A 22,239-nucleotide genomic window follows, 5' to 3' on the forward strand; every position below is an offset into this window, starting at 1 on the left:
ATCAGGGGCGGTGACCAAAACCAGTCCTGAAAGGCACAATCTGATGACACGCCCGCGTTTCCACTTTGCCTTCCCGGTTGATGACCTCGCTGCAGCCCGTCGTTTTTATGGCGAGCTTCTGGGGTGTCGCGAGGGGCGGTCCTCGGCGAACTGGGTCGATTTCGACCTGTTCGACCATCAGATCGTCGCCCATCTGGCTCCCGCCGAGTGCACACCGGCCGCAACGGGTGATGTCGACAATCACGCCGTCCCCGTTCGCCATTTCGGCCTGTTGCTGGACTGGTCCGATTGGGAGGGCCTGGCCGAACGGTTCAAGACCGCCGGGTGGGACTTCATCATCGAACCCTATGTCCGGTTCGAGGGTCAACGCGGCGAGCAGGGTACTTTCTTTGTCCGTGACCCCGCCGGCAACGCCCTGGAATTCAAGACTTTCCGGGATGAAAGCCAGATATTCGCGTCCTGACCGGCCGGCATTGATACCGCCTGATCTGGTCAAGCGCGACGCAAGTCTCTAATATCCGGCGACCATTGGGGAATGGGTTGACACGGTTTGTCCATGATTGGAGACAACTGTGAAATTAAGCATGTCCCTTCCGCCTTTCATTCGTATTTGCGCCGCTACCCTGTTCGCTGCTGTGACGGTGGTGAGCGGTCTGGTTTCCGGCGCCGCAACTGCCCAGTCTGCAGAGCTTCGGGCGTTGTTTTCACAGCCGGTCCGGCTTGAACGCCCCGACACGCCCGACGCCATCCCGATGGAAGTCCGCGGCGGGAAGCTCTTCGTCCCAGCCGCCGCGAACGGGATCGAACAGGAATTCATCTTCGACACCGGCTCGCCGACCATCCTGTCGCGGCAATTGGCTGACCAGCTGGGTCTTGAACCGCTCGGTCAGAACACCGGTTTTGATGCCAATGGCAATCCTGTGACAATGGATATCGTGCAACTGGACCAGCTGGTGATTGGCCATACGGTGTTTCGTGACGTCCCGGTCCTGGTGTTCGACTTTAGCAGCCTAGCGACGGGCGGCTGCCTGATCGGGGGCGGTGTGATCGGTTCGGAAATTCTTCCCGGCAGTGTCTGGCGCATTGATGCACAAAGTGAGACGCTGACCATTGCCGCGACGACGGATGCCCTGGCCGACCATGATCCGGACCTGAGCGGGCGGCTGCATGATTTCGGGTATCCGCACGCGCCGATCATCGACTACCAGCTCGGTGAAATCAGTGATCGCGCCTTGTTTGACACTGGCAGCGCCGATGCGATCACCCTGTTCGCCCGGGTCGCCGAGAGCGCGTCGGCCCGGGCGCGCATGGTCCCGGGGTCGCTGCAGCGCGGCGAAGGCCAGGAAGGCGAGTCTGCCGGTGGACGCGGGCCGACCGGACCGCTGGCCCGTTTTTCATTGCGTGAATTTGAACTGTCCGGCCAAGCCCTGCCGACCGCTCCCGCGACCATCCGTGCCGTACCGCCCACCCTGCTGGGTGCCGGCTGGCTGTCCAGCCATGTAATCACGCTGGATTATGCCGGCGCGAACATCTTCTTCGAAGCGCGTCCCGAGCCGGCCGAACCGCGGGTCGATGCCGGATACGCCATTGCCTGGGTCGATGATCATGCCGAGGTGGTGCAATTGTTCGAGGGGTCGGCGGCGGCGCAGGCAGGCCTGCGTCTTGGCGACCATGTGGTCCGGCTCAATGACCGCTCGATGCAGGCCGACGGCGCAGCGGTCTGCAATACTGTCCGCTGGCTATTCGCCGATTTCAACGCAGGCGACGCCGCAGACATTGAAGTCACGCGCGCGTCGGGGCCTGTCGTGATCCACGTGCCGCCGCATTAACTGCCCGGCCTTTTCCTTGCCGCCAGGTCCGACCGCGACCACACCGTCTTACGGTTCCAGCACGTGGCCGCCAGCCTGGACTTCATCATCGAGCCCAATGTCCGTGTTTGAGGAACAGAGCCCGGCGAACAAGGCATGGTCTTCATCCGAGACCCTGCCGGCAAGGCCTTGGAATTCATGATGTTTCGGGATGAAGCGCAGGTTTGCGGGTTAATCGTGCGGTCTGACGGTGGTGGTGGCCCGCAAGGCATCAAGGGTCGCGACGGGTTCGGTGTCGCAGCTGGTGCTGCGGACCAGGAGCGAAATTACGACTTCATTGTTGAAACGGGTGTCGGACAGAAAGTATTGCTCGATCCAGACTGGCCCGAGCGGATCAAACCCCCGGTCGCGAAGCCAGTTGAGGTCGTGTTCCTCGGCTATGATTTCCGCATCGACGTCGAAGCAGCGCAGCGGCTTGTGCCGAAATCCGTCCATCGGCCAGCTCGACGCTTCGAACCGGGTGTAATTGGCGGCACCGGACCCGTCCGCAACCCGCTCGGCATGGACCATGACGGCCTGATCCGCAGCAATGAAAGCGGCCAGCGAGATGTCAAACGGCACGTCGTTGAAAACAGCGGAGCGGTTGGTTATCGCGGTGGCATTGAGGGTGGTATCGGCCTCAATGATCAGCGGTAAGTTATGCCGTGTCTCGAATCCGCCACCGGCATGCGGTGCCAGGAAGGCATGGTCGGACTGGGCCACTGTACCCGCAGGAAAACAAAGGCCGGCGGCGAACACACAAGCATGCCAGATTGAATTTTTACCCATCGCGGCCTCCTTTGCAGCGCGTCTCTGACCACAGATGCAGCGGCAATGGGATTTGGATGCAATCTGTTCGCATCGGGGCAGTCGCCAAGGCGGCCCGCCTTGTCCGGGCTGACTGGCGCGATGGTCAGGCGGTGGGCGTGGCGATGTCAGTCGCCCAGTGTTTCCACCGTCAGCGTCTCATTGGTGTAGACGCAGATCCGCGCCGCGATCGCCATGGCCTTGCGGGCGATGACTTCCGGATCGGCTTCGTATTCATAGATGGCGCGGGCGGCCGAGAGGGCGAAATTGCCGCCGGAGCCGACGGCCACGACACCATCTTCCGGTTCCAGCACATCACCGGCACCGGTCAGCAGGAAGGTCTCAGTCTTGTCGCCGACGATCAGCATCGCTTCCAGGCGTCGCAGATAGCGGTCGGTACGCCAATCCTTGGCCAGTTCGACACAGGCCCGGGCGAGTTGTTTGGGATATTGCTCGAGCTTGGCCTCCAGGCGTTCAAACAGGGCGAAGGCGTCGGCGGTGGCGCCGGCAAAGCCGGCAATCACGTCACCGCCGGCCAGGCGCCGGACCTTTTTGGCATTGCCCTTCATCACGGTCGGGCCGATCGAGACCTGGCCGTCGCCGGCGACCACCAGGCGGCCGTCCTTGCGCACGGCGATGATCGTGGTGCCGCGCCAGGCGCTGGCATCGGCATAGTCGGGCGAGGAAGCGTGCGTCATGGACCGGTCTCCGGATGAAGTCGTGCACACGATGTGGCCGACCCGGAGAGGCGGATCAAGGGTTCAAGCTGAGTTGCGGGCCGGATTATTCGCCGACGGCGCGGTCTGAATAGCTGTCCGAGGCGAAGGCCACGAAGTCGGTGGCCGGCATCGGGCGACCGAACAGGAAGCCCTGCGCCAGCGTCGCACCCTGGGCTCGCAGCATGGTCATCTGCTCGGTGGTCTCGACGCCTTCGGCAACGGTTTCCAGCTTCAGCGACTTGGCCATGGCCAAGATCGTCTCGACCACGATGCGGGCGTGATGGTCCGTCGTCATGTCGCGCACAAAGCTCTGGTCGATCTTGAACACGTCGAACGGCATGCGCGTCAGATAGGACAGCGAGGAGTGGCCGGTGCCGAAATCATCAATGGCGAAATTGACGCCGCGATCACGCAGCGGCTGGACCTGTTCGATCACCCGCTCGGGATTTTCCATGGCGATGGATTCGGTCAGCTCGAGTTCCAGCAGGTGCGGCGGGAGGTTGGCGGCGGCGAGCGCTTCCAGCACCGAGTCCGAGAAACCGTCACGATCGAATTGCATGGCGGAGACATTGACGGCGACCGGGATTTCCAGGCCTTTTTCGCGCCAGGCCGCCGCTTCACGGCAAGCCGCGCGCAACACCCAGTCACCGATCTCGCCGATCAGGCCGCATTCCTCAGCCGCCTCGATAAAGGCACCCGGCGAGAGCAAGCCGGCGGTCGGATGCTGCCAGCGCACCAGGGCTTCGGCGCCGGCGCAGGCACCGTCCTTCATCAGGACTTTCGGCTGGTAGAAGACGACCAGCTGGTCCTGGGCGACGGCGTCGCGCAGCTCGTTTTCCAGCACCAGACGCTCGAAGGCGGACTGGTTCATCGTCGGTTCGAAGAATTGGGCAGCCGAGCCACCAGCGCGCTTGGCATGCGCCATCGCAAGGTCGGCATGACGCATCAGGGTTTCCGGGTCGGCTCCGTCCTGCGGGAAGACGGCGACACCGATCGAGACGCCCAGGAAGACCTGGTGGCCGGAAATCTCAAACGGCCGGCGGATGGCATCGACCAGCTTGTTGGCGATGCGGGCGGCGTCGGCACTGTCTTCAATACCCGGCACCAGCACGGTGAATTCGTCGCCACCGAGGCGCGCGACCATGGACGGTTCGTCGAGATTGCCCGAGGCCAGATCACAGCCACGCGTCACTTCCGACAAGCGGCGACCCACCATTTCCAGCAACCGGTCGCCCTCGCCGATACCGAGCGAATCATTGACCCGCTTGAAACGGTCGAGATCGAGGAAAAGAACCGCACCGGATGTGCCCTCTTCGAGCGATTTGCGGGCCACGCGTTCAGTTTCCTTGCGGAAACGCTCACGGTTCGGCAGCTCGGTAACAAGGTCGACATAGGCGAGGCGATGGATGCGCTTCAGATTGCCGTCGAGGCGGGCAAACATGCGGTTGAAGGCATTGGCGAGCACTTCCAGCTCGTCGCCGGTCTTCACCTTGATGCGCATGTCGAGATTTTTCGACGAGGCGAGGCGGGCTGCATCGGTCAGCGTCTGTACCGGTTTGAGGGCACGGCCGACGATCAGGGCGGCGAGCGGCAGGAAAATACCGAGGGCAAACAGGGCGATCAGGGTCTGGCGCTGGATCGCGGCATTGCGCGAGGCGGCCAGCTCGACCAGCGGCTGCTGCATGTAGACGACACCGACGAGGCGCCGCGACTGGGTGTAAACCGGCGCGGCCACTTCCAGCATGCCGTTTGACAGGTCGTAGCGCAGATCGCCGGCACCCAGTGACATCACGGCCAGATCGGCGGCGCGCAACTGGCCCTGATCGCGGTCATCATCATAGGCTTCGCCCAGGACTTCGCGGCGATTGTTGAGGACATAGAGTTGCGAGGCGCTGATGGAGGCAATCAATTCCTCGACATAGACATCGACATAGTCGGCATCATTGGTGGAAATCGGATTTGCCAACCGGCTGGCGGTTGCCTGCAGGGTCGCGACAGACCGATCGATGAGCAGGCGCCGTGTCTCGCGCTGTGCGGACACGCTCTCCAACGTCATCAGCATCAGTGTGGTTGCGAAGATAAGCGCACCGGTGAGAAGTGTGAACTTCATGACCAGTGATCGCATTACCCGCGCCACTGCTTTGCGGATGGGTGCCATGTTAACCCCTGAACGCTTCCCCGAGAGGTCGCGATATCGCCACCAAACACACGGGATGAATGTCGCCACTCACCCGTTCTCAGCGATCAGAATGTCAGCAAGCACTTGAATTGTGGTTAAAATGCCGGAGTTGTTTCATTAAGTTTTTAGGCAAATGCCCGAGACGCCTTTATTCAAAGGCGATCCCGGCGGATTCAGCGAGTGTTTTCAGTGCTGTTTCCGGCCTTGCACCATAGTGCGAGATGATTTCCGCAGCACAAATCGCACCCATTTTCCCCGCTTCGGCGAGGCTGCGCTCCTGGGCGAGACCCAGCAGGAAACCGGCGGCGAACAGGTCGCCCGCCCCGGTGGTATCAACCAGCTGGCTGACCGGTTCGGCGGCGACGGTGATCATTTCGTCCCCGCGGGCGATCACGGCGCCCTTTTCCGACCGTGTCACAGCGACAATGGCGACATCCTTGCGGGCCTGGGCAATGGCTGCGTCGAAATCCTCGGTCTCGTAGAGGGCCTTCAGCTCGGCCTCATTGGCCAGCAGGATATCGATATGATTGGCAACCAGGTGCCGGAAGGCGGCGCGGTGGCGTTCAACACAGAACAGGTCCGACAGGGTCAGCGCTGTGCGGCGTTTGTGGGCGGCCGCCATTTCGGCCGCGGCGACATAGCCCCGCTTGGCCTCTTCGCGGTCGAACAGATAGCCTTCCAGATAGATGATCTGCGAGGCCTGCAGCGCGTCCGCGCCGGCGGCGACATCCTCTTCGGTGACCAGGGCGGCAGCGCCGAGGAAGGTCGACATCGAACGACCGGCATCCGGGGTCACATTGATCAGGCAGTGCGCCGTGGCTGGCCCGTCCTGCAGTGGCGGCGTGTCGAAATGAACGCCGATCGTGCGGATGTCATGGCTGAAGATTTCGCCCAACTGGTCATCGGCCACCTTGCCGATATAGGCCGCTTTGCCACCCAGAGAGGCGATGCCCGCGACAGTATTTGCAGCCGAGCCGCCGGAGGCTTCCTTGCCCGGTTGCATGCGGTCGTAAAGCGTGCGGGCCCGTTCCTCGTCGATCAGCGTCATGGCGTCCTTGGCGATGCCTTCGGCGGCCAGGAAGGCGTCGGTGGCGGGTGCGAGAACATCGACAATGGCATTGCCAACGGCGAGGACGTCATAACGGGTTGCGGACATGGGTTTCATCCATTTCGGCTGCTGTCCGGCGCAGGGTTAAACGCAGCGCTGGGCAAGGACAAGGCTTGCGGCCACGGCGGCGCGGCGCTAGCCAGCGAAGCATGACCCGTATCGCCTTTCTCACCGCCAGTTGCATGCTTCGCGACCATCCCGATGTCCGCAAGGACTATTGGGAGTATGAGCTTGAAATCGCTGCGCTTCAGCCGGCCTGCGCCGAACGCGGGCTGAGTCTTGAACCGGTGATCTGGGATGCGCCGGACTTCGATCCGTCGGGCTTCGACGCGGTCATGATCGGCACCTGCTGGGACTATATGGAAAAGCCGGACGCCTTCATGGCTCGGCTCGAGCGCTGTGATCGCGAGAGCCGGCTTCTCAATCCGCTTGAGACCGTGCGCTGGAACAGCCGCAAGACCTATCTCAAGGACCTGGCCGCGCGCGGCGCGCCGATGATCCCGACGGTCTGGGCGCAAACCGCTGATGCCGACACCATCCACGCCGCTTTCGACACGCTCGGGGCGGATGATATCGTTGTGAAGCCGGTCCTGGGCGCCGGCGCCTGGCGCCAGGCCCGCATCCGCCGTGGCGAGGCCCTGCCCGCTGCCGCCGCCCTGCCGCCGGCCGAGTGCATGATCCAGCCCTTCCTGCCGGCTGTCGGCGAGGAGGGCGAATATGCTTTTCTCTTCTTCAATCGCACATTCTCCCATTGCGCCCGAAAAATCCCCGCCAAGGGCGATTACCGTGTCCAGTCGGAATATGGCGGCCACGAGGAAATCCATCAGCCCAGCGAGGCGGAGCTGGCCCTGGCGCGCTCGGTGCTCGACTGTATCGAGGGTGACCTGCTCTATGCCCGTGTCGACATGCTGCGCGGTCTCGATGGCCAGCTGGCCCTGATCGAAATCGAACTGATCGAGCCCTATCTCTATCCCGAACAGGGTCCCGATATTGGACCCATCTTCGCCGAGGCGCTGAAATCCCTGCTCGAGGCGTAGCGGCAAGCTTCTCGACCTTACCGCCTGCGCGCGCATGCACTCCGGAACGTCTCCCCGGTCGGGGAGAGGCGGGTTCTTCCCGCAACTACCAAACACAAACGTCATCCTGACGGAAGTCAGGACCCAGTCTCGCAGACGTGCTTTCGCCAGACCTGGCAACAACTTGCGTCGCAGACTGGGTCCCGGTCTGCGCCGGGATGACGGTGCTTGGGGCGGGGATCGGCAAAAACTTGTCCCCCCTCCCCCTTTTCGCCCCAGCGCATAATCTTTCCGGTTCCCAGGCCATTCGACGCTCGGATCGTTATTCGGGGGCTGGAAGGCAGGCCGGGAAATCTCCCAGTTCTTTTTGAAAAGATTTGGCGGGATGCCGGTGGCAGCCTACTTGAATTTGAATCAGCGCTTTATCGGCTCCGACCGGTATCCTGCGCCCTCTCTCTTATACTCAAACGCCAGGCGGTTACGTCGTGGCGCCTTTCGGTGCGGGCGTCTTGTCCTTGAACTGGCAGATATCCTCGACCGGGCAGCGCCAGCATTCTGGCTTTCTTGCCTTGCATAGATAACGGCCATGCAGGATCAGCCAGTGATGGGCGCCCTGGCGGAATTCGTCGGGCATTATCTTTTCCAGCCGCAATTCGACTGCCAGCGGATCCTTGCCCGGCGCCAGCCTGGTGCGATTGGACACCCGGAAGATATGGGTGTCGACAGCGATGGTCGGCACGCCGAAAGCCTCATTCATCACCACATTGGCGGTCTTTCGACCAACCCCGGGCAGGGCTTCCAGGGCCGCCTGGTCCGCAGGCACTTCGCCGCCATGACGGTCGATCAGCAGCTGCGACAGGGCGATGACATTCTTGGCCTTGTTGCGGAACAGGCCGATCGTCTTGATCCGGTCGCGGACATGGTCCTCGCCCAGCGCCACCATTTTTTCCGGCGTATCAGCTTCCTGGAACAGCAGCCGGGTCGCCTTGTTGACGCCGACATCGGTCGCCTGGGCCGACAGGGCGACGGCGACCAGCAGTGTATAGGGATTGGTGTAGTCCAGCTCCGTCTTCGGGTCGGGTCGATCCTGCGCCAGGCGCGCCATCAGGTCGTGGGCTTGCTCGCGATTGAGGCCGCGCGGTTGCCGGGCGACACGCTTTTTCGGCTTGGGGGAGGTTTGGGTCATGGCCCCACCTATAACCAAGCGCGCACCGGTGTCATCCCGCTTCTTGCGCCGGGATATCACCGCAAGAACCGGGTGGAGTGGCGCCTTGGAGCGCGTAAACTCATATCCATGACAGCCGATATCTACACACTCGACGCCTCGTCCAAGGATTATGACCGCATCGCCGGTGCGCTTGCCTTTCTGGGCGATAACTGGCGTGACCATCCCGATCTTGACCGGGCCGCAAAAGCGGCCGGCCTGTCGCCGCATCATTTCCAGCGTGTTTTCACGCGCTGGGTCGGTGTTTCGCCGAAGAAATTTGTTGGCGCCCTGGCGCATGACGCGGCCCGTGACGCGCTGGAGGATGGGGCCTGCGTGCTGGATGCCGCCTTTGAAGCCGGTCTGTCCGGACCGGGCCGTCTGCATGATCTTTTTATCGCCCATGAAGCGGTAACGCCCGGCGATGCCCGCCGCCGCGGGGCCGGTTTGAATTTTCAATGGGGCGTGGCGCCGTCGCCCTTTGGTGATGCGGTCCTGCTGATCGCGCCGCGCGGCCTGTCGGCGATGGCTTTTGCCGATCCGGATGTCGAGAGCGGTTTCGCCGATCTTCAAGCACGCTATCCGGCGGCGGATTTCAGCCGTGATGACACCGTGGCCCGCAGCTGGGCGGAGCGTATTTTCACCCCGACCGGGCCGGACAAACTCCCGCTCGCGCTTTACGGCACGCCCTGGCAGCGCCAGGTCTGGCGGGCTCTTCTGACCATCCCGACCGGTGAGGTCACCAGCTATAAATCAATCGCCGAACGGGTCGGCACACCCAAGGCGTCACGGGCGGTCGGCGCGGCGGTCGGGGCCAATCCGATCTCCTGGCTCATCCCCTGCCACCGCGTGCTCGCCAGCAATGGCAAATTGACCGGTTATCACTGGGGTGTGGAACGCAAGCGCGCCATGCTCGCCTATGAGGCCGCAAGGGGCTAAATTGCCGGGATGAGCAATCCCTTCCTCTATGCGGCGGCCGTCGCCCTGATCGCTGCTGCCGCCTTTTTCCTCAGCTGGCTCGCCGCCCGGCGCTCGCTGATGGAGGATGCCCGCATCGAATATGCCGAGCGCCGCGAGACCAAGGCCGGCACGATCAAGGGGGTCGATGCCGCTACATTCGAGCGCATCTATGTCTCCGCCCATGAACCGCGCGGCGCGCTCTATATCGCCGCCGCCCTGCTGCTCGCCATCGCCATCACGCCGCCCGCCGCGATCGGGCTGATCGCGCTGTGGCCCTATATCGTCATGACGCTGGACGGCGGGCCCTGGTATGATGTCGGCTATTATCCGTGGATGTTCTACATGTTCTTCGGATTGTGTGGCTGCTGGGCCTTTGCCGGCGCCGTGGTTGCCCGCATCCACCACGCCCGTACGCCGGAAAATTTCAACCCGGCCCTCGCCCGGGCCCGCGGTGAACCGCTTGATGATGTTGTCATTCCGAGAAAGCGCCCCAAATGGGCGGTGAAAGCCTTGTCGGGCGCCAATAGCGATGCGGCCGGTTCGGCCGATAACTGATACGGGGATATCCATGCGTTACTTACACACGATGGTCCGGGTCGCGGATCTCGAAGCCAGCCTGCGCTTTTATTGCGACGGCCTCGGACTGACCGAAATCAGCCGGATGGACAGTGAAAAGGGCCGCTTCACCCTGATTTTCCTGGCGGCGCCGGAAGATGTCGCTGCGGCCGGTTATACGGGTGGCAAAATCCCCGAAGGCCTGCCGTGCGTCGAGCTGACCCATAACTGGGACCCGGAGACCTATCAGGGCGGCCGCAATTTCGGCCATCTCGCCTACCGGATGGACAATGTCTATGAGTGCTGCCAGCGCCTGATGGATATGGGTGTCACCATCAACCGCCCGCCGCGGGACGGCCACATGGCCTTTGTGCGCTCACCCGATGGTATCTCTATCGAACTCCTCCAGCGCGGCGACAATCTGCCACCGCAAGAGCCTTGGGCGTCGATGGAGAATACCGGGAGCTGGTAGGCCCTAAGCCGCCCGCCGCATGTCCTCATAGCGCTTGCCGGGCTCGTCCTCGAAACTCTCGGCGAGCACGGTCAGGCGTTCGACGCGATCGGTGCGGAAATGACGGAAATCATTGCGCAGCTCGCACCAAGCCGAGAGCAGCCAGACGCGGCCGAAACAGGTCAGCGCCAGCGGCCGGATGACGCGCTCCGTGGTGTCATCGGCCAGCGACTGGTAGCGCACCCGCAGCTTGCGCCGGTTGGCGATCGCATTGCGCACCGGGCCAAAGGCTTCCGGGCGCACGGTCTCGTCAAGAAAGGCCGCGAATAGCGGCACATTCCGCAGGCGCTGGCGGTGCGTGTCCGGCAGGGCGTGCTCGATCTTGGCCAAGGCTTCATTGGCAGCCGAGGCGAGATCCTTGTCGCCGGTTGCCTTGACCAGGCGGGCGCCAAGGGCCAGGGCGTCGAGCTGTTCGAAGGAGAAGTTGAGCGGCGGCAGGTCGAAACCCGGTCGCAGCACATAGCCGACACCGGCCTCGCCATCGATGGGTGCGCCCGATCCGATCAGATGGGCGATGTCGCGATAGATGGTGCGTTCGGACACTTCGAAACGATGGCCCATCTCATGGGCCGTCACAGCACCTGGCGCGGCTTCCCGCAGGGCTTGGACAATGCGGATGAGACGTTCGGCGCGGCGCACTGACACCTCCTGAAGATTTGATCTGGCGGGATGATGTCAGGGTTTGTGTGATGCGGCAAGATGGGAGGTTTCACGTGCAACATCCCGGATTTGTCAGGAGTATGGCGAGAGCGGAAACCCGGTCGCAATGCAGCGACCGGGCCGGCTTTTTGGGTTCATGACCGAGTGTTGTGCGAGGGTCAGGTGCGCGCATCCATGATCACGGTGTGGGCAATCTGCCAGCCCGCGCCGGCGCGTTCCAGGACGAGATGGAAATGGACCCGCCGCAGCGGCTCGCCGGGATTGGCGGCGGCGCCGCGATCACTGTCGGTGTAGAGGTGAACGACCGCCCCATCATTGCCGATATGGCGGGTTGAAATCACGGTCATATTGTCGGCCTCGCCCTGCGACACCGAGGCATCGAAGCCCGGGAAAAGACGGGTTTCCAGAAATTCGCCGAGCGGTTCCCGGCCCTGGAAAATGCGGGCATAGGCATTGATCCACTCGGTATCGGCGGTATGCAGCGCCATCAGGGTCTCGGTGTCCTGCATGCCCCAGGCGGCGCGGTAGTCATCAATGAAATCGGCAATACCGGCGGCATCACCGGCCTGCGCCGGTTCGCCATGAACGGTCAGGGCCGGTATGTCCCGGCGCTCCTGGGCCGGTGCGCCCCCGGCCATTGCGGTAATGAGCAGAAGCGCTGTGAGGGCGGGCAAGGGTTTCAGCAGATGGACCATGGACGAACTCCGTTGTGATTGATTAGGTCAGGTGTGCCACCACGCCGTTGGTGGCGGGCCTGACCCGCTGTTAGCCTTCGTATGGGGCCTGTCCAATCGGGGAGTCGTGAAGTGTCCGGACCCGACGTCAATCGTCCGAACCTGCCGCTGCCGGCGATCATGCAGGCCGCTTGCCTTGCCCTGGGCATTGTCGTGCTGGCGGCGCTGTTCTCGGCGGCAGGTGCCTATGACACTGATGAATTGGGCGTTGGCCACCGCTTTTTCCTGTGGCTGATCGTCGCCAGTCTGATGCTCCTCCAGCCGTGGCTGATCGAGTACGGGCTGTCGCGTCTTGTCCCGCGTACCCGGGCCTGGAAGCTGGTTTGCTCTGGCCTTGCTGTCGTGCTGTGCACCTTGGCGCTGACGCTGGAACTTCACGCGCTGAAGTTTACGCCGATCCTGCCGAAGGCACCGGATCCGCTCGTCGAATTCTTTGTCTTCCTGGCACCGGCGGCGATGCCGGTTGCGGCGCTGGTCCTGGTGCTGAAATTCGCCGTCGCGGGTCGTGCCCTGTTGGCCGGACCGGTCGATGGCGGGCCGGGCCTTCTGATGGACCCGGATATTCCCGGTCTCAATGCGGCCTGGCCGAACGAGCCACTCCTGTATGTGCGGGCGGAGGATCATTATCTGGAAATCAGGACCGGGCAGGCGCGTCTATTTGTGCGCGGTCGATTGTCCGATGCGCTGCTGCGGCTCGAGGGCAAGGACGGTTTGCAGGTGCACCGGTCCTGGTGGATCGCCGATGATGCGGTTGCCACCGTGAAACGGGTCGGACGTGATCTTCGTATCACTTTGCAGACGGGCGAACGGGTGCCGGTGGCGCGACCCCGGGCCGAAGCCGTCAAGGCGCGCGGCTGGCTGGCGCGTATCCCGGCCGACGCCCCGACCGCCAAAAGCTAGCCGGCGACAACATTCTGCATGGAATAATGACCGGCCGGCCGGCCGGCATTGCCATTGACCATCCAGCGTGCGGCTTCCAGGGCGCCGCGGGCGAAGATGGAGCGGTCGAGCGCCCGGTGCGAGATCGTGATCTCCTCCAGCTCTGCCAGGAAGCGTACGGAATGTTCGCCCACCACCGACCCGCCGCGCGACACGGCAAAGCCGATCGAGCCGGGCTTGCGGGGTCCGGTCGTGCCTTCGCGGCTCCAGGTGGCGATGTTTTCCAGGGTTTCGCCGCGGGTTGCCGCAGCGGCGCGGGCCAGCATCAGGGCGGTGCCGGACGGCGCGTCGGCCTTGCGCTTGTGATGGGTCTCGTGGACCTCGATATCCCAAGCCTCTGCGGGCAGGCGAGCCGCTTCGCGAACCAGCGTTTCGGTGACGGCAACGCCCAGCGAAAAATTGCCGGCGGTGAGGAGGGCGATGCGATCGGTGCAGGCATCCAGTCGCCGGTTCTGGTCGCGATTGAAGCCGGTAACACCGGTAATCAGGGCCGGACCGCCCAAGCTGGCCAACCGCTCGGCGGCGGCAATCGTCATGCTCGGCAGGCTGGCATCAATGACGATCTGGGCCTCGTGAACGGCGTGTTCGAGCGCGGTTTCGGCGCGGCAACCGACCGGCTCCCCGCCCAGCCAGGCGCCGATATCCTCACCGACCGCGGGCGATTCAGAGCGCACGACGGCGCCGGCGAGTGTGAAGTCCGGACTATCCAGCAGGGCCCGACAGATTGCGCTGCCCAAGCGCCCGGTCGGGCCGAGCACAGTGGTACGAATGGGTGAGGTCAAGCCGGCCCTCCCGTTACGAGTTGGTCTGCCAGCTTCTCGAACAGGTAGGAGCCGACAATCGGTATGATCGGCAACAGGATATAGAGCGAAAAGCGTGTGGCCAGTCCGGTCGACAGGGGCCATTCGGGGCGGTTTGTCACCCAGATTTCATAGTCGGTCAGGCCGGCCAGCGCCGACGAGGCGGCATCTTCGCCGGCCAGTGCCCGGTCCCGGACCTGTGCCATCTCGTCATGAATGCGCGCCAGCTCGGCTTGTTTGGCGGCGACGATTTTGCGGTGTACCGGATTGAGCGCGCTGGTCAGGATGAAAACACCGCCGGCGGCGGTGGCGACAATGGTCGGAACCGTGATCCAGAGTTGTTCAGGGTTGAGCATGAACAGCAACAGGATGGCGGCCATGATCATCCAGGAGCGTGCGGCCCGGAGGCCGATCTTTCCGATCGTGTTCAGACGGTCGAGATGGAAGAGGTCGACCAGCAGGTGATCGGCGATCAATTGCTTGATCTCACGGCTGCGCCGCGACACGTCCATGCCGGCCCGAAAACCGGTGCCGAACAGGATGGGTGAGACGATGAGGAACCACAGCCCGACCGAGTTTGCATACTCCAAGGGCGAGATGCCTTCGATCAGGATCATCACCACATTGAAGATGATACCGAACACGAAACCGGCCCAAAACAGGCGATGATAGCCGGCCCGCCAGCTGACCGGTGTGCCTTTCGAAAGATTGAGCGCCGCTTGCCTGCCCGCAGGATTGACCGCAAGCACAAGATCGTCGGTTTCGGTTTCCCAGCGCCCCTTGGCGCTGCCGGCGAAGGCAATGGCGGCGGTCTGGATCAGCGACAGGACAAAAGCGACCCAGCTGACCGGATGGGTAATCCAGTTGCCGGCGTCATCGAATGCAAGAAAGGCCGGGCGTTGGGTGAGCTGGGCGATCAGGACGTAGAACCCGTAGACCAGAACGAAGATCAGAGCGCTGGTGCCGATCATGCCGAAGGGTGAGCGCTGGTAGAGCACGTATTCGGCCGTGTCGAACCGGGCTTCGTCGTCGGGTTTGAGATCTGGCTCTGTCACTTTGCCCCCCGTGCGCCACCCCGTGAACGGCGGCAAGACCGGGCAAGCCTAGTCTGCACTGGCAGGCCATGTCACGTCGTCTGTTGGAGCCTGTCAGCCGGCGTTGGGGCGGCCGTCATCGGTCGTGACTTCGTCCCAGAATTGTTTGACCTTGTTGAAGAAACCGGCGCTGTCCGGATTGCAGCCCTCGCCTGACAGGTCGCAAAATTCTTTCAGGAGTTCTTTCTGGCGGTCGCACAGATTGCGTGGCGTCTCGACAAAAAGCTCGACAATCATGTCGCCGCGCGGGCCGCCGCGCAGGCGCGGCATGCCCTTGCCGCGCATGCGCATGCGCTTGCCGGTCTGGGCGCCCTCAGCGATTTTCATCTCGGCCTTGCCGCCTTCAATGGTCGGCACCTGGATCGAACAGCCGAGCGCTGCCTGCACCATCGACGCCGGCGTCCGGCAGTAGAGATTCGGTCCGTCGCGCTCGAAAATCTCGTGCTCGCGGACGGAGATGAAGATGTAGAGATCGCCGCGCGGCCCGCCGCGGGCACCGGCCTCGCCTTCACCGGCCAAGCGGATGCGGGTGCCATCCTCGACACCGGACGGGACGGTGACATTGAGCGTGCGGGTCTTGCGGACCCGGCCGACGCCATCACAATCCTGGCAGGGTGTTTTGACGTATTGGCCGCGACCGCCGCATTGCGGACAGGTCTGCTCCATCGTGAAAAAGCCCTGCGAGCGGCGGATACGGCCGGCACCGTGGCAGGTGCCACAGGTTTCCAGCTGGGTGCCGGGTTCATTGCCCTGACCATCACAGCGCTCGCAATGCATGGCAGTGGGGACCTTGATGGTCTCGTCCTTGCCGTGAAAGGCGTCTTCCAGGCTGATTTCCATGTCGAAGCGCAGATCGGCGCCGCGGGCCGGACCGGAATGGCCGCGACCGCCACGGCGGCCACCCATGCCACCGCCCATGTTGAAGGCTTCGCCAAAGACCTGTTCGAAAATATCGGCGAAATCGGCCGCACCGCCGCCGCCGCCAAATGGTCCCTGGCCATTGCCCATGCCGCCTTGCTCAAACGCGGCATGGCCCATGCGGTCATAGGCAGCGCGTTTGTCAGGGTCTGACAGGACGGAATAAGCCTCGCCGACTTCCTTGAACTGGGCTTCAGCCGCGGCATCGCCAGGATTGCGGTCCGGGTGGAATTTCATCGCTTGTTTGCGATAGGCGCTCTTCAGCGCCTTCTCGTCGGCGCCCTTCTCGACACCCAGGACTTCGTAGAAATCACGCTTGCTCATGACGGGTCACCTGTCGGCAGAACGAGAACTGCGTTCTGCCGCATTTGCTTGGCTAGCTCGTAGCCGTGTTCAAGACAGAGACCGGCGGCGCCATCGGTAATGGCAGCTTCATGCCGGGTCTCGAGAAGGATCATGGTCGGCCACAAGGAACGCGGTGATTCCGCGAAGAAGCCGTTAAGGACCGGGGCCTCAAAGCCCTCAATGTCCATTTTCATGACGTCGACGCGGCCGGTTCCGGCCTCGGCCAGGGCCGCCTTGAGCGGGCGCAGCCGGATCGTGTCGCCGGTCTCGCTGCCGCTGGCGACATGGACTTCGCCACGATTGGTCGCCGACTGCACCATTGCGCCCTCACCCTCTTCGGCGCCAAGCGCATAGGGCAGGACGGTCACGGCCGACGCCTTGGACACATCGAGATTGAATTCCAGCCGGCGGCGGTTCTCAACATCCGGCTCGACCGCGATGACCTTGACGGGACGCGATTGGGCGGCGGCATCGGCGAGCACTGACAGGGTGTAGAGACCGGCATTGGCGCCGGCATCGACAAAGACGAAGGTCTCACCCGCCGGCTTGGTCGCCATGGCGTCACGAATGGCGCGGCGCTCGGCACTGTCCCAGCTTTTTGAACCGGCAAAGACACGCTTCTCGCAGCGATTATCCCGCAGGTGAACGCGGGCGAACTGGCCAGGAAAGACTTCGATATCGGCAATGTCGCGACCGCCGGACATCAGGGCGCGGCGGACGACGGATTCCGCGCTACGGCGCAGCGCATCCCCCGGCATCGCCATGGGCAGACGACGAAGCGTCTCGGCCATTGGCGAGAGGGCGAAAGCTCCGAACGGAGCGGTCAGGGGATCGGGACGGGTCATGGCCGGACTTTATGGCTTGGGCCGGGAGGGCACGCTGCCCTCCCGGTCAAACCGGACCTTACGCGTCTTTCTTCTTGTCGTCGTCGACTTCGGAGAACTCCGCGTCGACCACGTCATCATCACCTTCGGCGTCAGATTTGGCATCGGCTTCGGCGGCCTCGGTCTGCTGGGCCGAGTAGATGGCCTCGCCAAGCTTCATGGCGGCCTGGACCAGCGCCTGGGTCTTTTGCTGGATGGCTTCGAGATCCTCGCCATCCTTGACTTCCTTCAGCTCGTTCAGGGCCGCCTCGATGGCGTCCTTGTCGTCGCCCGGTACCTTGTCGCCGAACTCCTCAAGCTGCTTTTCAGTCTGGTGGACCATCGCCTCGGCGCCATTGCGGGCCTCGACGAGTTCCTTTTTCTGCTTGTCGGCCTCGGCATTGGCCTCGGCGTCCTTGACCATTTGTTCGATATCGTCATCGGACAGGCCACCGGAGGCCTGGATGCGGATCTGCTGTTCCTTGCCGGTCGCCTTGTCCTTGGCCGAGACGTTGACGATGCCGTTGGCGTCGATGTCGAACGTGACCTCGATCTGCGGCAGGCCGCGCGGTGACGGCGGAATGCCGACCAAGTCGAACTGGCCCAGCAGCTTGTTGTCGGCCGCCATTTCGCGCTCACCCTGGGAAACCCGGATGGTCACGGCGGTCTGGTTGTCGTCGGCGGTCGAGAAGGTCTGCGACTTCTTGGTCGGGATCGTCGTATTGCGCTCGATCAGGCGGGTGAAGACACCGCCCAGGGTTTCGATACCCAGCGACAGCGGGGTGACGTCGAGCAGCAGCACGTCTTTGACATCGCCCTGCAGCACGCCGGCCTGGATGGCGGCACCCATGGCAACGACTTCATCCGGGTTCACACCCTTGTGCGGGTCCTTGCCGAAGAATCCCTTCACGGCTTCCTGGACCTTCGGCATGCGGGTCATGCCGCCGACGAGGACGATGTCGTCAATGTCGGACGGGCTGAGGCCGGCATCCTTGAGCGCCTTCTTGCAGGGATCGAGTGTGCGCTTGACCAGATCCTCGACCAAGGCTTCCAGCTTGGCGCGGGAGAGCTTGATATTGAGGTGTTTCGGGCCCGAGGCGTCGGCCGTGATGAAGGGCAGGTTCACTTCGTACGAGGTGGCCGAGGACAGTTCCTTCTTGGCCTTCTCGGCTTCTTCCTTCAGGCGCTGGAGGGCCAGCTTGTCGGACTTCAGGTCGATGCCGTTCTCTTTTTTGAACTCGTCCGCAAGGTATTGGACGATGCGCATGTCGAAGTCTTCACCGCCGAGGAAGGTGTCACCATTGGTGGCCTTCACCTCGAATACGCCATCACCGATCTCCAGGATCGAGACGTCGAACGTGCCGCCGCCGAGGTCGAAGACGGCGATCGTCTTGTTCTCACCCTTGTCGAGGCCATAGGCCAGGGCGGCCGCGGTCGGCTCGTTGATGATGCGCAGGACTTCCAGGCCGGCAATCTTGCCGGCGTCCTTGGTGGCCTGACGCTGGGCGTCGTCGAAATAGGCCGGAACCGTGATCACGGCTTTTTCGACCTTCTCGCCGAGATAGCTTTCCGCCGTTTCCTTCATCTTCTGCAGGGTGAAGGCGGAGATTTCCGACGGCGAGTATTTCTTGTCGCGGCCCTTGACCCAGGCGTCATTGCTGTCGGACGGGACGATGGCGTAGGGCACCATGTCGATGTCCTTCTTGACCGTCGGGTCGTCCATCATGCGGCCGATCAGGCGCTTGATGGCAAAAAAGGTGTAGTCGGGGTTGGTGACGGCCTGGCGTTTCGCCGGCTGGCCGATCAGGCGCTCGCCATCCTCGGTGAAGGCCACGACGGACGGGGTGGTCCGGACGCCTTCGGAATTCTCGATGACCTTTGGCTGGCCGCTTTCCATAACAGCCACACAGGAATTGGTCGTACCCAGGTCGATGCCGATGACCTTGCTCATTGATCGCTTCTCCGTTTTTTCAAAGCGGGACCCGTCCGGCGAATGCGCGGCCTCCAAAAGAAGCACCTCACACCCCGCTGACTGCCCCCTTCGGGATCGTCATTGATGATACCGGTGTGCCGACACCGGTCTGGTTCAAATGTTCGCGGGAATAACCCTGCGCTCAGTGGGCGATTTAGGGAGGGACGGCGAACAGTGCAAGGCCCGTGACCGGTCGCCAGCGCATTCGCAGCAGTTATATGCTATGATAACGCCCTGATCCCGGGAGGCCCACCATGCTCCGTTTCCTGACTGTTTCGATAGTGCTGGGAATTGCCCTGACCGGTACAGCCCTGTCGCAGGATGATGATGGCGGCGGCGAGGATGGCGAAACCGGCGGTGGTGGGCCGGCCGGTGACAATGGCGGACAGCCAATAGACCCATTGATCCGAGACCGTTTCGAACCGGATGATTCAACGAATATTTTCGCTGATGTCCGGGCCCATGATGGCGACAGCTCGACACACGATACCGACGCGCGCGCCTTTACGCACGGCTCGAACCTCACACTGGGCGAGCGTGATCCGAATTCGCCCGCCAGCCGGGGCATGATGGCCCATGAGCTGAGCCATACACTCCAGCAAAGCATGGGAGACCCGCAATCCTCATCGGACAGCGCGACTGATGACGGGAGCGATGAGGATGGGGAGCGCGACGACAAGCCTGCCGATGAGCGGCCCGAGCCGGTTCGTCGTGGTGACCGGCCTGAGCGCGGGGAGCGCCCGCACTGATTTTGTTTTGAATTCCCGGAGCGCGCGGCTGGTAGTTGAGCGTCAAACCCCTACTTTGTCGGTTGATGACAGCTGCATTCATTCCTCCCGACGGATTTCGTTTCCTGCCCGGCTATTTCGACCGGGCAGCCCAGGCAGAATTGATCGCCGCCGTGGTCGATGGTGCCCGATCCGCGCCGTTCTGGCGCCCCAGCATGCCTCGTACCGGTCAGCCTCTGTCCGTCAGAATGACGAATTTCGGTACCCTGGGCTGGGTCACTGACAAGGCCAAAGGGTATCGCTATGAGCCGGAGCATCCGGACACCGGCTCGGCATGGGCGCCGATGCCGGATCCCCTCCTGGCCCTGTGGGATGCAGTGTCGGACTACCCGGCCCGGCCTGAGGCCTGTCTGGTCAATTGGTATGCGCCTGACAGCCGCATGGGCATGCATGTGGACTGGGATGAAGAAGCGACCGATGCCGCGGTGGTGTCGGTTTCGCTGGGCGACAAGGCGCGCTTTCGCATCGGTGGACCGCAAAGAGGTGGCAAGACGGCCTCACTGGTATTGTCATCCGGTGATGTCGTCGTGCTCGGCGGCGAAGCGCGGCGTTGCTATCACGGCGTCGACCGGATTTATCCGGGCACATCGACCTTGCTGCCACGGGAGGCATTTCCGGGCGGCGGCCGGATCAATCTGACGATGCGGCGGGTAAAGCTGGCGGTGTGACGGCAGCGATCGCGGCGCCCATACTGAACAGGTCCTGCCAGTAAATCTCGCGCCAGCTCGGATCCAGGCGTTCGAGCATTTCAGCCTCGGCGGACCCGAGCGCATAAAAGGCCACCCGGCCCTGCGCTTCCAGGTCGAGCTGCGTCAGCTCGGCAATCATGCGATCAAGCTGGCCGGCGGCAAGCTGCCGGTGGCGCGGATTCTCGCGTCCGGATTCGCGCATAACGGCCAGCTCGGTCCAGCGCGCCACGCCTTCCTTCCAGCTTTGCATCTCATAATATCGGGCGTCGGCTTCCGAAACCGAGGCCAGAAAGGCCGCCCGCCGGTCGAGATAGTCAGCGAAACCGGCTTCCAGTGCCGTTCGGTCCGGCGCTGCGAGGACGGTCAGCGCCGTGTCCGCCAACTCGCGGGCCAGGGCAATGGTTTCTGCCCGAGCATAAGGGAACGGATAGTTCAAAATCCACATCGATGTCTGGTCATCGCCACTCAGGCCCAGCGCAAGCGCCTGCTCGTACTGGCCTGGCTGGGAATCCTGCATCTGATGCATGTGCTCGTGAATAAGCGTCATCATCCAGCTGTCGAGCGTGAGACCGGTTGCTTCCGGCGTTCCGACCACAATCGTCGGGACACCGTCTATCGCGGGAAAGCTGGCCAGCATGTTGGGCGGAAAGACCCGATCGCGGGTCGCCAGGGTGCAGCCGGTTTCGGCATCGTCGGTCTGGCGGGCAAACCCGTTCGCCGGACCGTCATGGCACAAGAGGGACTCTTGCTCACCATGAATGAGAAGGACGCTGTCCGGCGCATCGGCGAAGCCCGGCCAGATGATGTCGCCCGCTTCGGCATTGATTGTCTGTGCGACAGCAATTTGCTCAAGCAGCTGCAAGTCCGGCCGGACTGTCGTGGGCTTTGCCTGGTCAGCGGTGCAGGTGATGAGGGCGATAGAGGCAAGGCGAAGGATCATGGTGCTACTCCGAGTTCGTGCCCGGAAACTGTCCGCACGGACCTCAAGCGAAGTTGTCGAGAAAATGAAGGTTCGGCAATCACAAGGCGTGGGCGGGTGTCGGGAACAATCCAAGCATCCACGCGTTACACCCCCGTATCGAAAGTCGAACCAATACGGGAGACGTCGTCATGATCAAGTCGTTGCTCATTGTTTCTGTTGCCGTTGTGGGCCTGTCAGCCTGTGGCGCGACGACCCGCGGTGCGGCCACCGGCGCAGCCATGGGTGCGGCTGCCGGTGCCGTGATCGGCAATAATACCGGCTCGGGTGATGCCGAGACCGGCGCCATCATTGGCGGTGTGGTCGGTGGCGCGGCCGGCGCCTATGCCGGTTGTCGCTCGGAAGGCGGCTGTCGCTGGACCGAGGACAATCCCAACCAGTCCCGCCTCTATCTCGATGAGCGCGCCAATCGCTATTACTACGTCAACAATCGCGATGGCTGCACCTATTGGCGCAATGGTGAGTATCGCGCCTGCTAACGGCGATACGGTGGATGTGGCCGAATGAAAAGAGCGCTGGAGCCTGCGGGTTCCGGCGCTTTTTTGTGTCCGA

General features: G+C 63.0%; 23 protein-coding genes. 10 read left to right on the top strand and 13 right to left on the bottom strand.

All coding sequences use genetic code 11. From position 1 onward, the window contains the following. Positions 1-43 precede the first annotated feature (43 nt). Together AWH62_RS09320 and AWH62_RS09325 are read left to right on the top strand one after the other, a co-directional pair. On the top strand, positions 44-463 hold the full coding sequence (locus tag AWH62_RS09320) for a VOC family protein (RefSeq protein ID WP_075190200.1): 420 nt from the start codon (positions 44-46) through the stop codon (positions 461-463). 121 nt (positions 464-584) lie between these two features. After that, a complete protein-coding gene (locus AWH62_RS09325; RefSeq protein WP_075190201.1) occupies positions 585-1,829 on the top strand; it encodes an aspartyl protease family protein in 1,245 nt (414 codons plus the stop codon). 210 nt (positions 1,830-2,039) lie between these two features. On the opposite strand, the gene AWH62_RS09330 is transcribed toward AWH62_RS09325, so the two are convergent. The 4 genes from AWH62_RS09330 to AWH62_RS09345 all read right to left on the bottom strand — a co-directional run bounded on the left by AWH62_RS09330 (position 2,040) and on the right by AWH62_RS09345 (position 6,708). Continuing rightward, positions 2,040-2,636, bottom strand: a complete 597-nt coding sequence (locus tag AWH62_RS09330; protein WP_143742998.1) for a hypothetical protein — start codon at positions 2,634-2,636, stop codon at positions 2,040-2,042. 146 nt (positions 2,637-2,782) lie between these two features. Continuing rightward, positions 2,783-3,352, bottom strand: a complete 570-nt coding sequence (gene hslV / locus AWH62_RS09335) for an ATP-dependent protease subunit HslV (RefSeq protein WP_075190203.1) — start codon at positions 3,350-3,352, stop codon at positions 2,783-2,785. An 85-nt stretch (positions 3,353-3,437) separates the two neighbouring features. Next, positions 3,438-5,483 (bottom strand): bifunctional diguanylate cyclase/phosphodiesterase, encoded by a 2,046-nt coding sequence (locus tag AWH62_RS09340; RefSeq protein WP_233128287.1) that lies wholly within the window; start codon positions 5,481-5,483, stop codon positions 3,438-3,440. A gap of 217 nt (positions 5,484-5,700) precedes the next feature. Continuing rightward, positions 5,701-6,708 carry an adenosine kinase gene (locus AWH62_RS09345; RefSeq protein WP_075190304.1) on the bottom strand — a complete coding sequence of 336 codons (1,008 nt, stop codon included), beginning with the start codon at positions 6,706-6,708 and terminating at the stop codon, positions 5,701-5,703. A 101-nt stretch (positions 6,709-6,809) separates the two neighbouring features. Between AWH62_RS09345 and AWH62_RS09350 the strand changes: the two genes are divergently transcribed. Beyond that, positions 6,810-7,697, top strand: a complete 888-nt coding sequence (locus AWH62_RS09350) for a RimK family alpha-L-glutamate ligase (protein WP_075190205.1) — start codon at positions 6,810-6,812, stop codon at positions 7,695-7,697. 457 nt (positions 7,698-8,154) lie between these two features. Here AWH62_RS09350 and nth read toward each other — a convergent pair whose 3' ends face one another. Continuing rightward, positions 8,155-8,862 carry an endonuclease III gene (nth, locus tag AWH62_RS09355; RefSeq protein WP_075190206.1) on the bottom strand — a complete coding sequence of 236 codons (708 nt, stop codon included), beginning with the start codon at positions 8,860-8,862 and terminating at the stop codon, positions 8,155-8,157. A 108-nt stretch (positions 8,863-8,970) separates the two neighbouring features. On the opposite strand from nth, the gene AWH62_RS09360 reads away from it, so the two are divergent. From AWH62_RS09360 to AWH62_RS09370, 3 genes are read left to right on the top strand one after another with little or no spacing between them, the layout of a single operon-like run. Beyond that, positions 8,971-9,819 (top strand): methylated-DNA--[protein]-cysteine S-methyltransferase, encoded by an 849-nt coding sequence (locus AWH62_RS09360; RefSeq protein WP_075190207.1) that lies wholly within the window; start codon positions 8,971-8,973, stop codon positions 9,817-9,819. Between the two features lie 9 nt (positions 9,820-9,828). Further along, on the top strand, positions 9,829-10,395 hold the full coding sequence (locus tag AWH62_RS09365; RefSeq protein ID WP_075190208.1) for a hypothetical protein: 567 nt from the start codon (positions 9,829-9,831) through the stop codon (positions 10,393-10,395). A gap of 13 nt (positions 10,396-10,408) precedes the next feature. Then, the gene (locus AWH62_RS09370) at positions 10,409-10,867 is read left to right on the top strand and encodes a VOC family protein (RefSeq protein ID WP_075190209.1); all 459 of its coding nucleotides are present in this window, start codon (positions 10,409-10,411) and stop codon (positions 10,865-10,867) included. A gap of 3 nt (positions 10,868-10,870) precedes the next feature. Here AWH62_RS09370 and AWH62_RS09375 read toward each other — a convergent pair whose 3' ends face one another. Together AWH62_RS09375 and AWH62_RS09380 are read right to left on the bottom strand one after the other, a co-directional pair. Next, positions 10,871-11,545, bottom strand: coding sequence for a YafY family protein (locus tag AWH62_RS09375; protein ID WP_075190210.1), 675 nt, complete (start codon positions 11,543-11,545; stop codon positions 10,871-10,873). Positions 11,546-11,724: 179 nt separating this feature from the next. Further along, positions 11,725-12,261, bottom strand: coding sequence for a DUF4440 domain-containing protein (locus AWH62_RS09380; protein WP_075190211.1), 537 nt, complete (start codon positions 12,259-12,261; stop codon positions 11,725-11,727). A gap of 111 nt (positions 12,262-12,372) precedes the next feature. On the opposite strand from AWH62_RS09380, the gene AWH62_RS09385 reads away from it, so the two are divergent. Beyond that, entirely contained in the window at positions 12,373-13,200 is an 828-nt protein-coding gene (locus tag AWH62_RS09385; RefSeq protein WP_075190212.1) for a LytTR family DNA-binding domain-containing protein, read from the top strand. Here the strand turns inward: AWH62_RS09385 and dapB are convergent. The 5 genes from dapB to dnaK all read right to left on the bottom strand — a co-directional run bounded on the left by dapB (position 13,197) and on the right by dnaK (position 19,210). Beyond that, positions 13,197-14,021: a 4-hydroxy-tetrahydrodipicolinate reductase gene (dapB, locus tag AWH62_RS09390; protein ID WP_075190213.1), complete on the bottom strand. Its 825-nt coding sequence runs from the start codon at positions 14,019-14,021 to the stop codon at positions 13,197-13,199. The genes AWH62_RS09385 and dapB overlap by 4 nt on opposite strands. Next, a complete protein-coding gene (locus AWH62_RS09395) occupies positions 14,018-15,094 on the bottom strand; it encodes a hypothetical protein (RefSeq protein WP_075190214.1) in 1,077 nt (358 codons plus the stop codon). The genes dapB and AWH62_RS09395 overlap by 4 nt, the downstream gene beginning before the upstream one ends. Positions 15,095-15,187: 93 nt before the next feature. Next, on the bottom strand, positions 15,188-16,375 hold the full coding sequence (gene dnaJ, locus AWH62_RS09400) for a molecular chaperone DnaJ (RefSeq protein ID WP_075190215.1): 1,188 nt from the start codon (positions 16,373-16,375) through the stop codon (positions 15,188-15,190). Then, positions 16,372-17,241: an FkbM family methyltransferase gene (locus AWH62_RS09405; RefSeq protein WP_083635106.1), complete on the bottom strand. Its 870-nt coding sequence runs from the start codon at positions 17,239-17,241 to the stop codon at positions 16,372-16,374. The genes dnaJ and AWH62_RS09405 overlap by 4 nt, the downstream gene beginning before the upstream one ends. 58 nt (positions 17,242-17,299) lie before the next feature. Next, positions 17,300-19,210, bottom strand: coding sequence for a molecular chaperone DnaK (gene dnaK / locus AWH62_RS09410; RefSeq protein WP_075190217.1), 1,911 nt, complete (start codon positions 19,208-19,210; stop codon positions 17,300-17,302). A gap of 275 nt (positions 19,211-19,485) precedes the next feature. Between dnaK and AWH62_RS09415 the strand changes: the two genes are divergently transcribed. Both AWH62_RS09415 and AWH62_RS09420 read left to right on the top strand, forming a co-directional pair. After that, positions 19,486-19,980, top strand: coding sequence for a DUF4157 domain-containing protein (locus AWH62_RS09415; RefSeq protein WP_075190218.1), 495 nt, complete (start codon positions 19,486-19,488; stop codon positions 19,978-19,980). A 65-nt stretch (positions 19,981-20,045) separates the two neighbouring features. Further along, a complete protein-coding gene (locus tag AWH62_RS09420) occupies positions 20,046-20,687 on the top strand; it encodes an alpha-ketoglutarate-dependent dioxygenase AlkB (RefSeq protein WP_075190219.1) in 642 nt (213 codons plus the stop codon). On the opposite strand, the gene AWH62_RS09425 is transcribed toward AWH62_RS09420, so the two are convergent. Further along, positions 20,650-21,648 (bottom strand): hypothetical protein, encoded by a 999-nt coding sequence (locus AWH62_RS09425; RefSeq protein WP_075190220.1) that lies wholly within the window; start codon positions 21,646-21,648, stop codon positions 20,650-20,652. The two genes, AWH62_RS09420 and AWH62_RS09425, sit on opposite strands and share 38 nt — an antisense overlap. Positions 21,649-21,818: 170 nt before the next feature. Here AWH62_RS09425 and AWH62_RS09430 point away from each other — a divergent pair, with 170 nt between their 5' ends. Beyond that, positions 21,819-22,166: a glycine zipper 2TM domain-containing protein gene (locus tag AWH62_RS09430; protein ID WP_075190221.1), complete on the top strand. Its 348-nt coding sequence runs from the start codon at positions 21,819-21,821 to the stop codon at positions 22,164-22,166. Positions 22,167-22,239: the final 73 nt, after the last annotated feature.

The organism is Maricaulis sp. W15, from assembly GCF_001924955.1.
GTDB classification, from domain to species: domain Bacteria; phylum Pseudomonadota; class Alphaproteobacteria; order Caulobacterales; family Maricaulaceae; genus Maricaulis; species Maricaulis maris.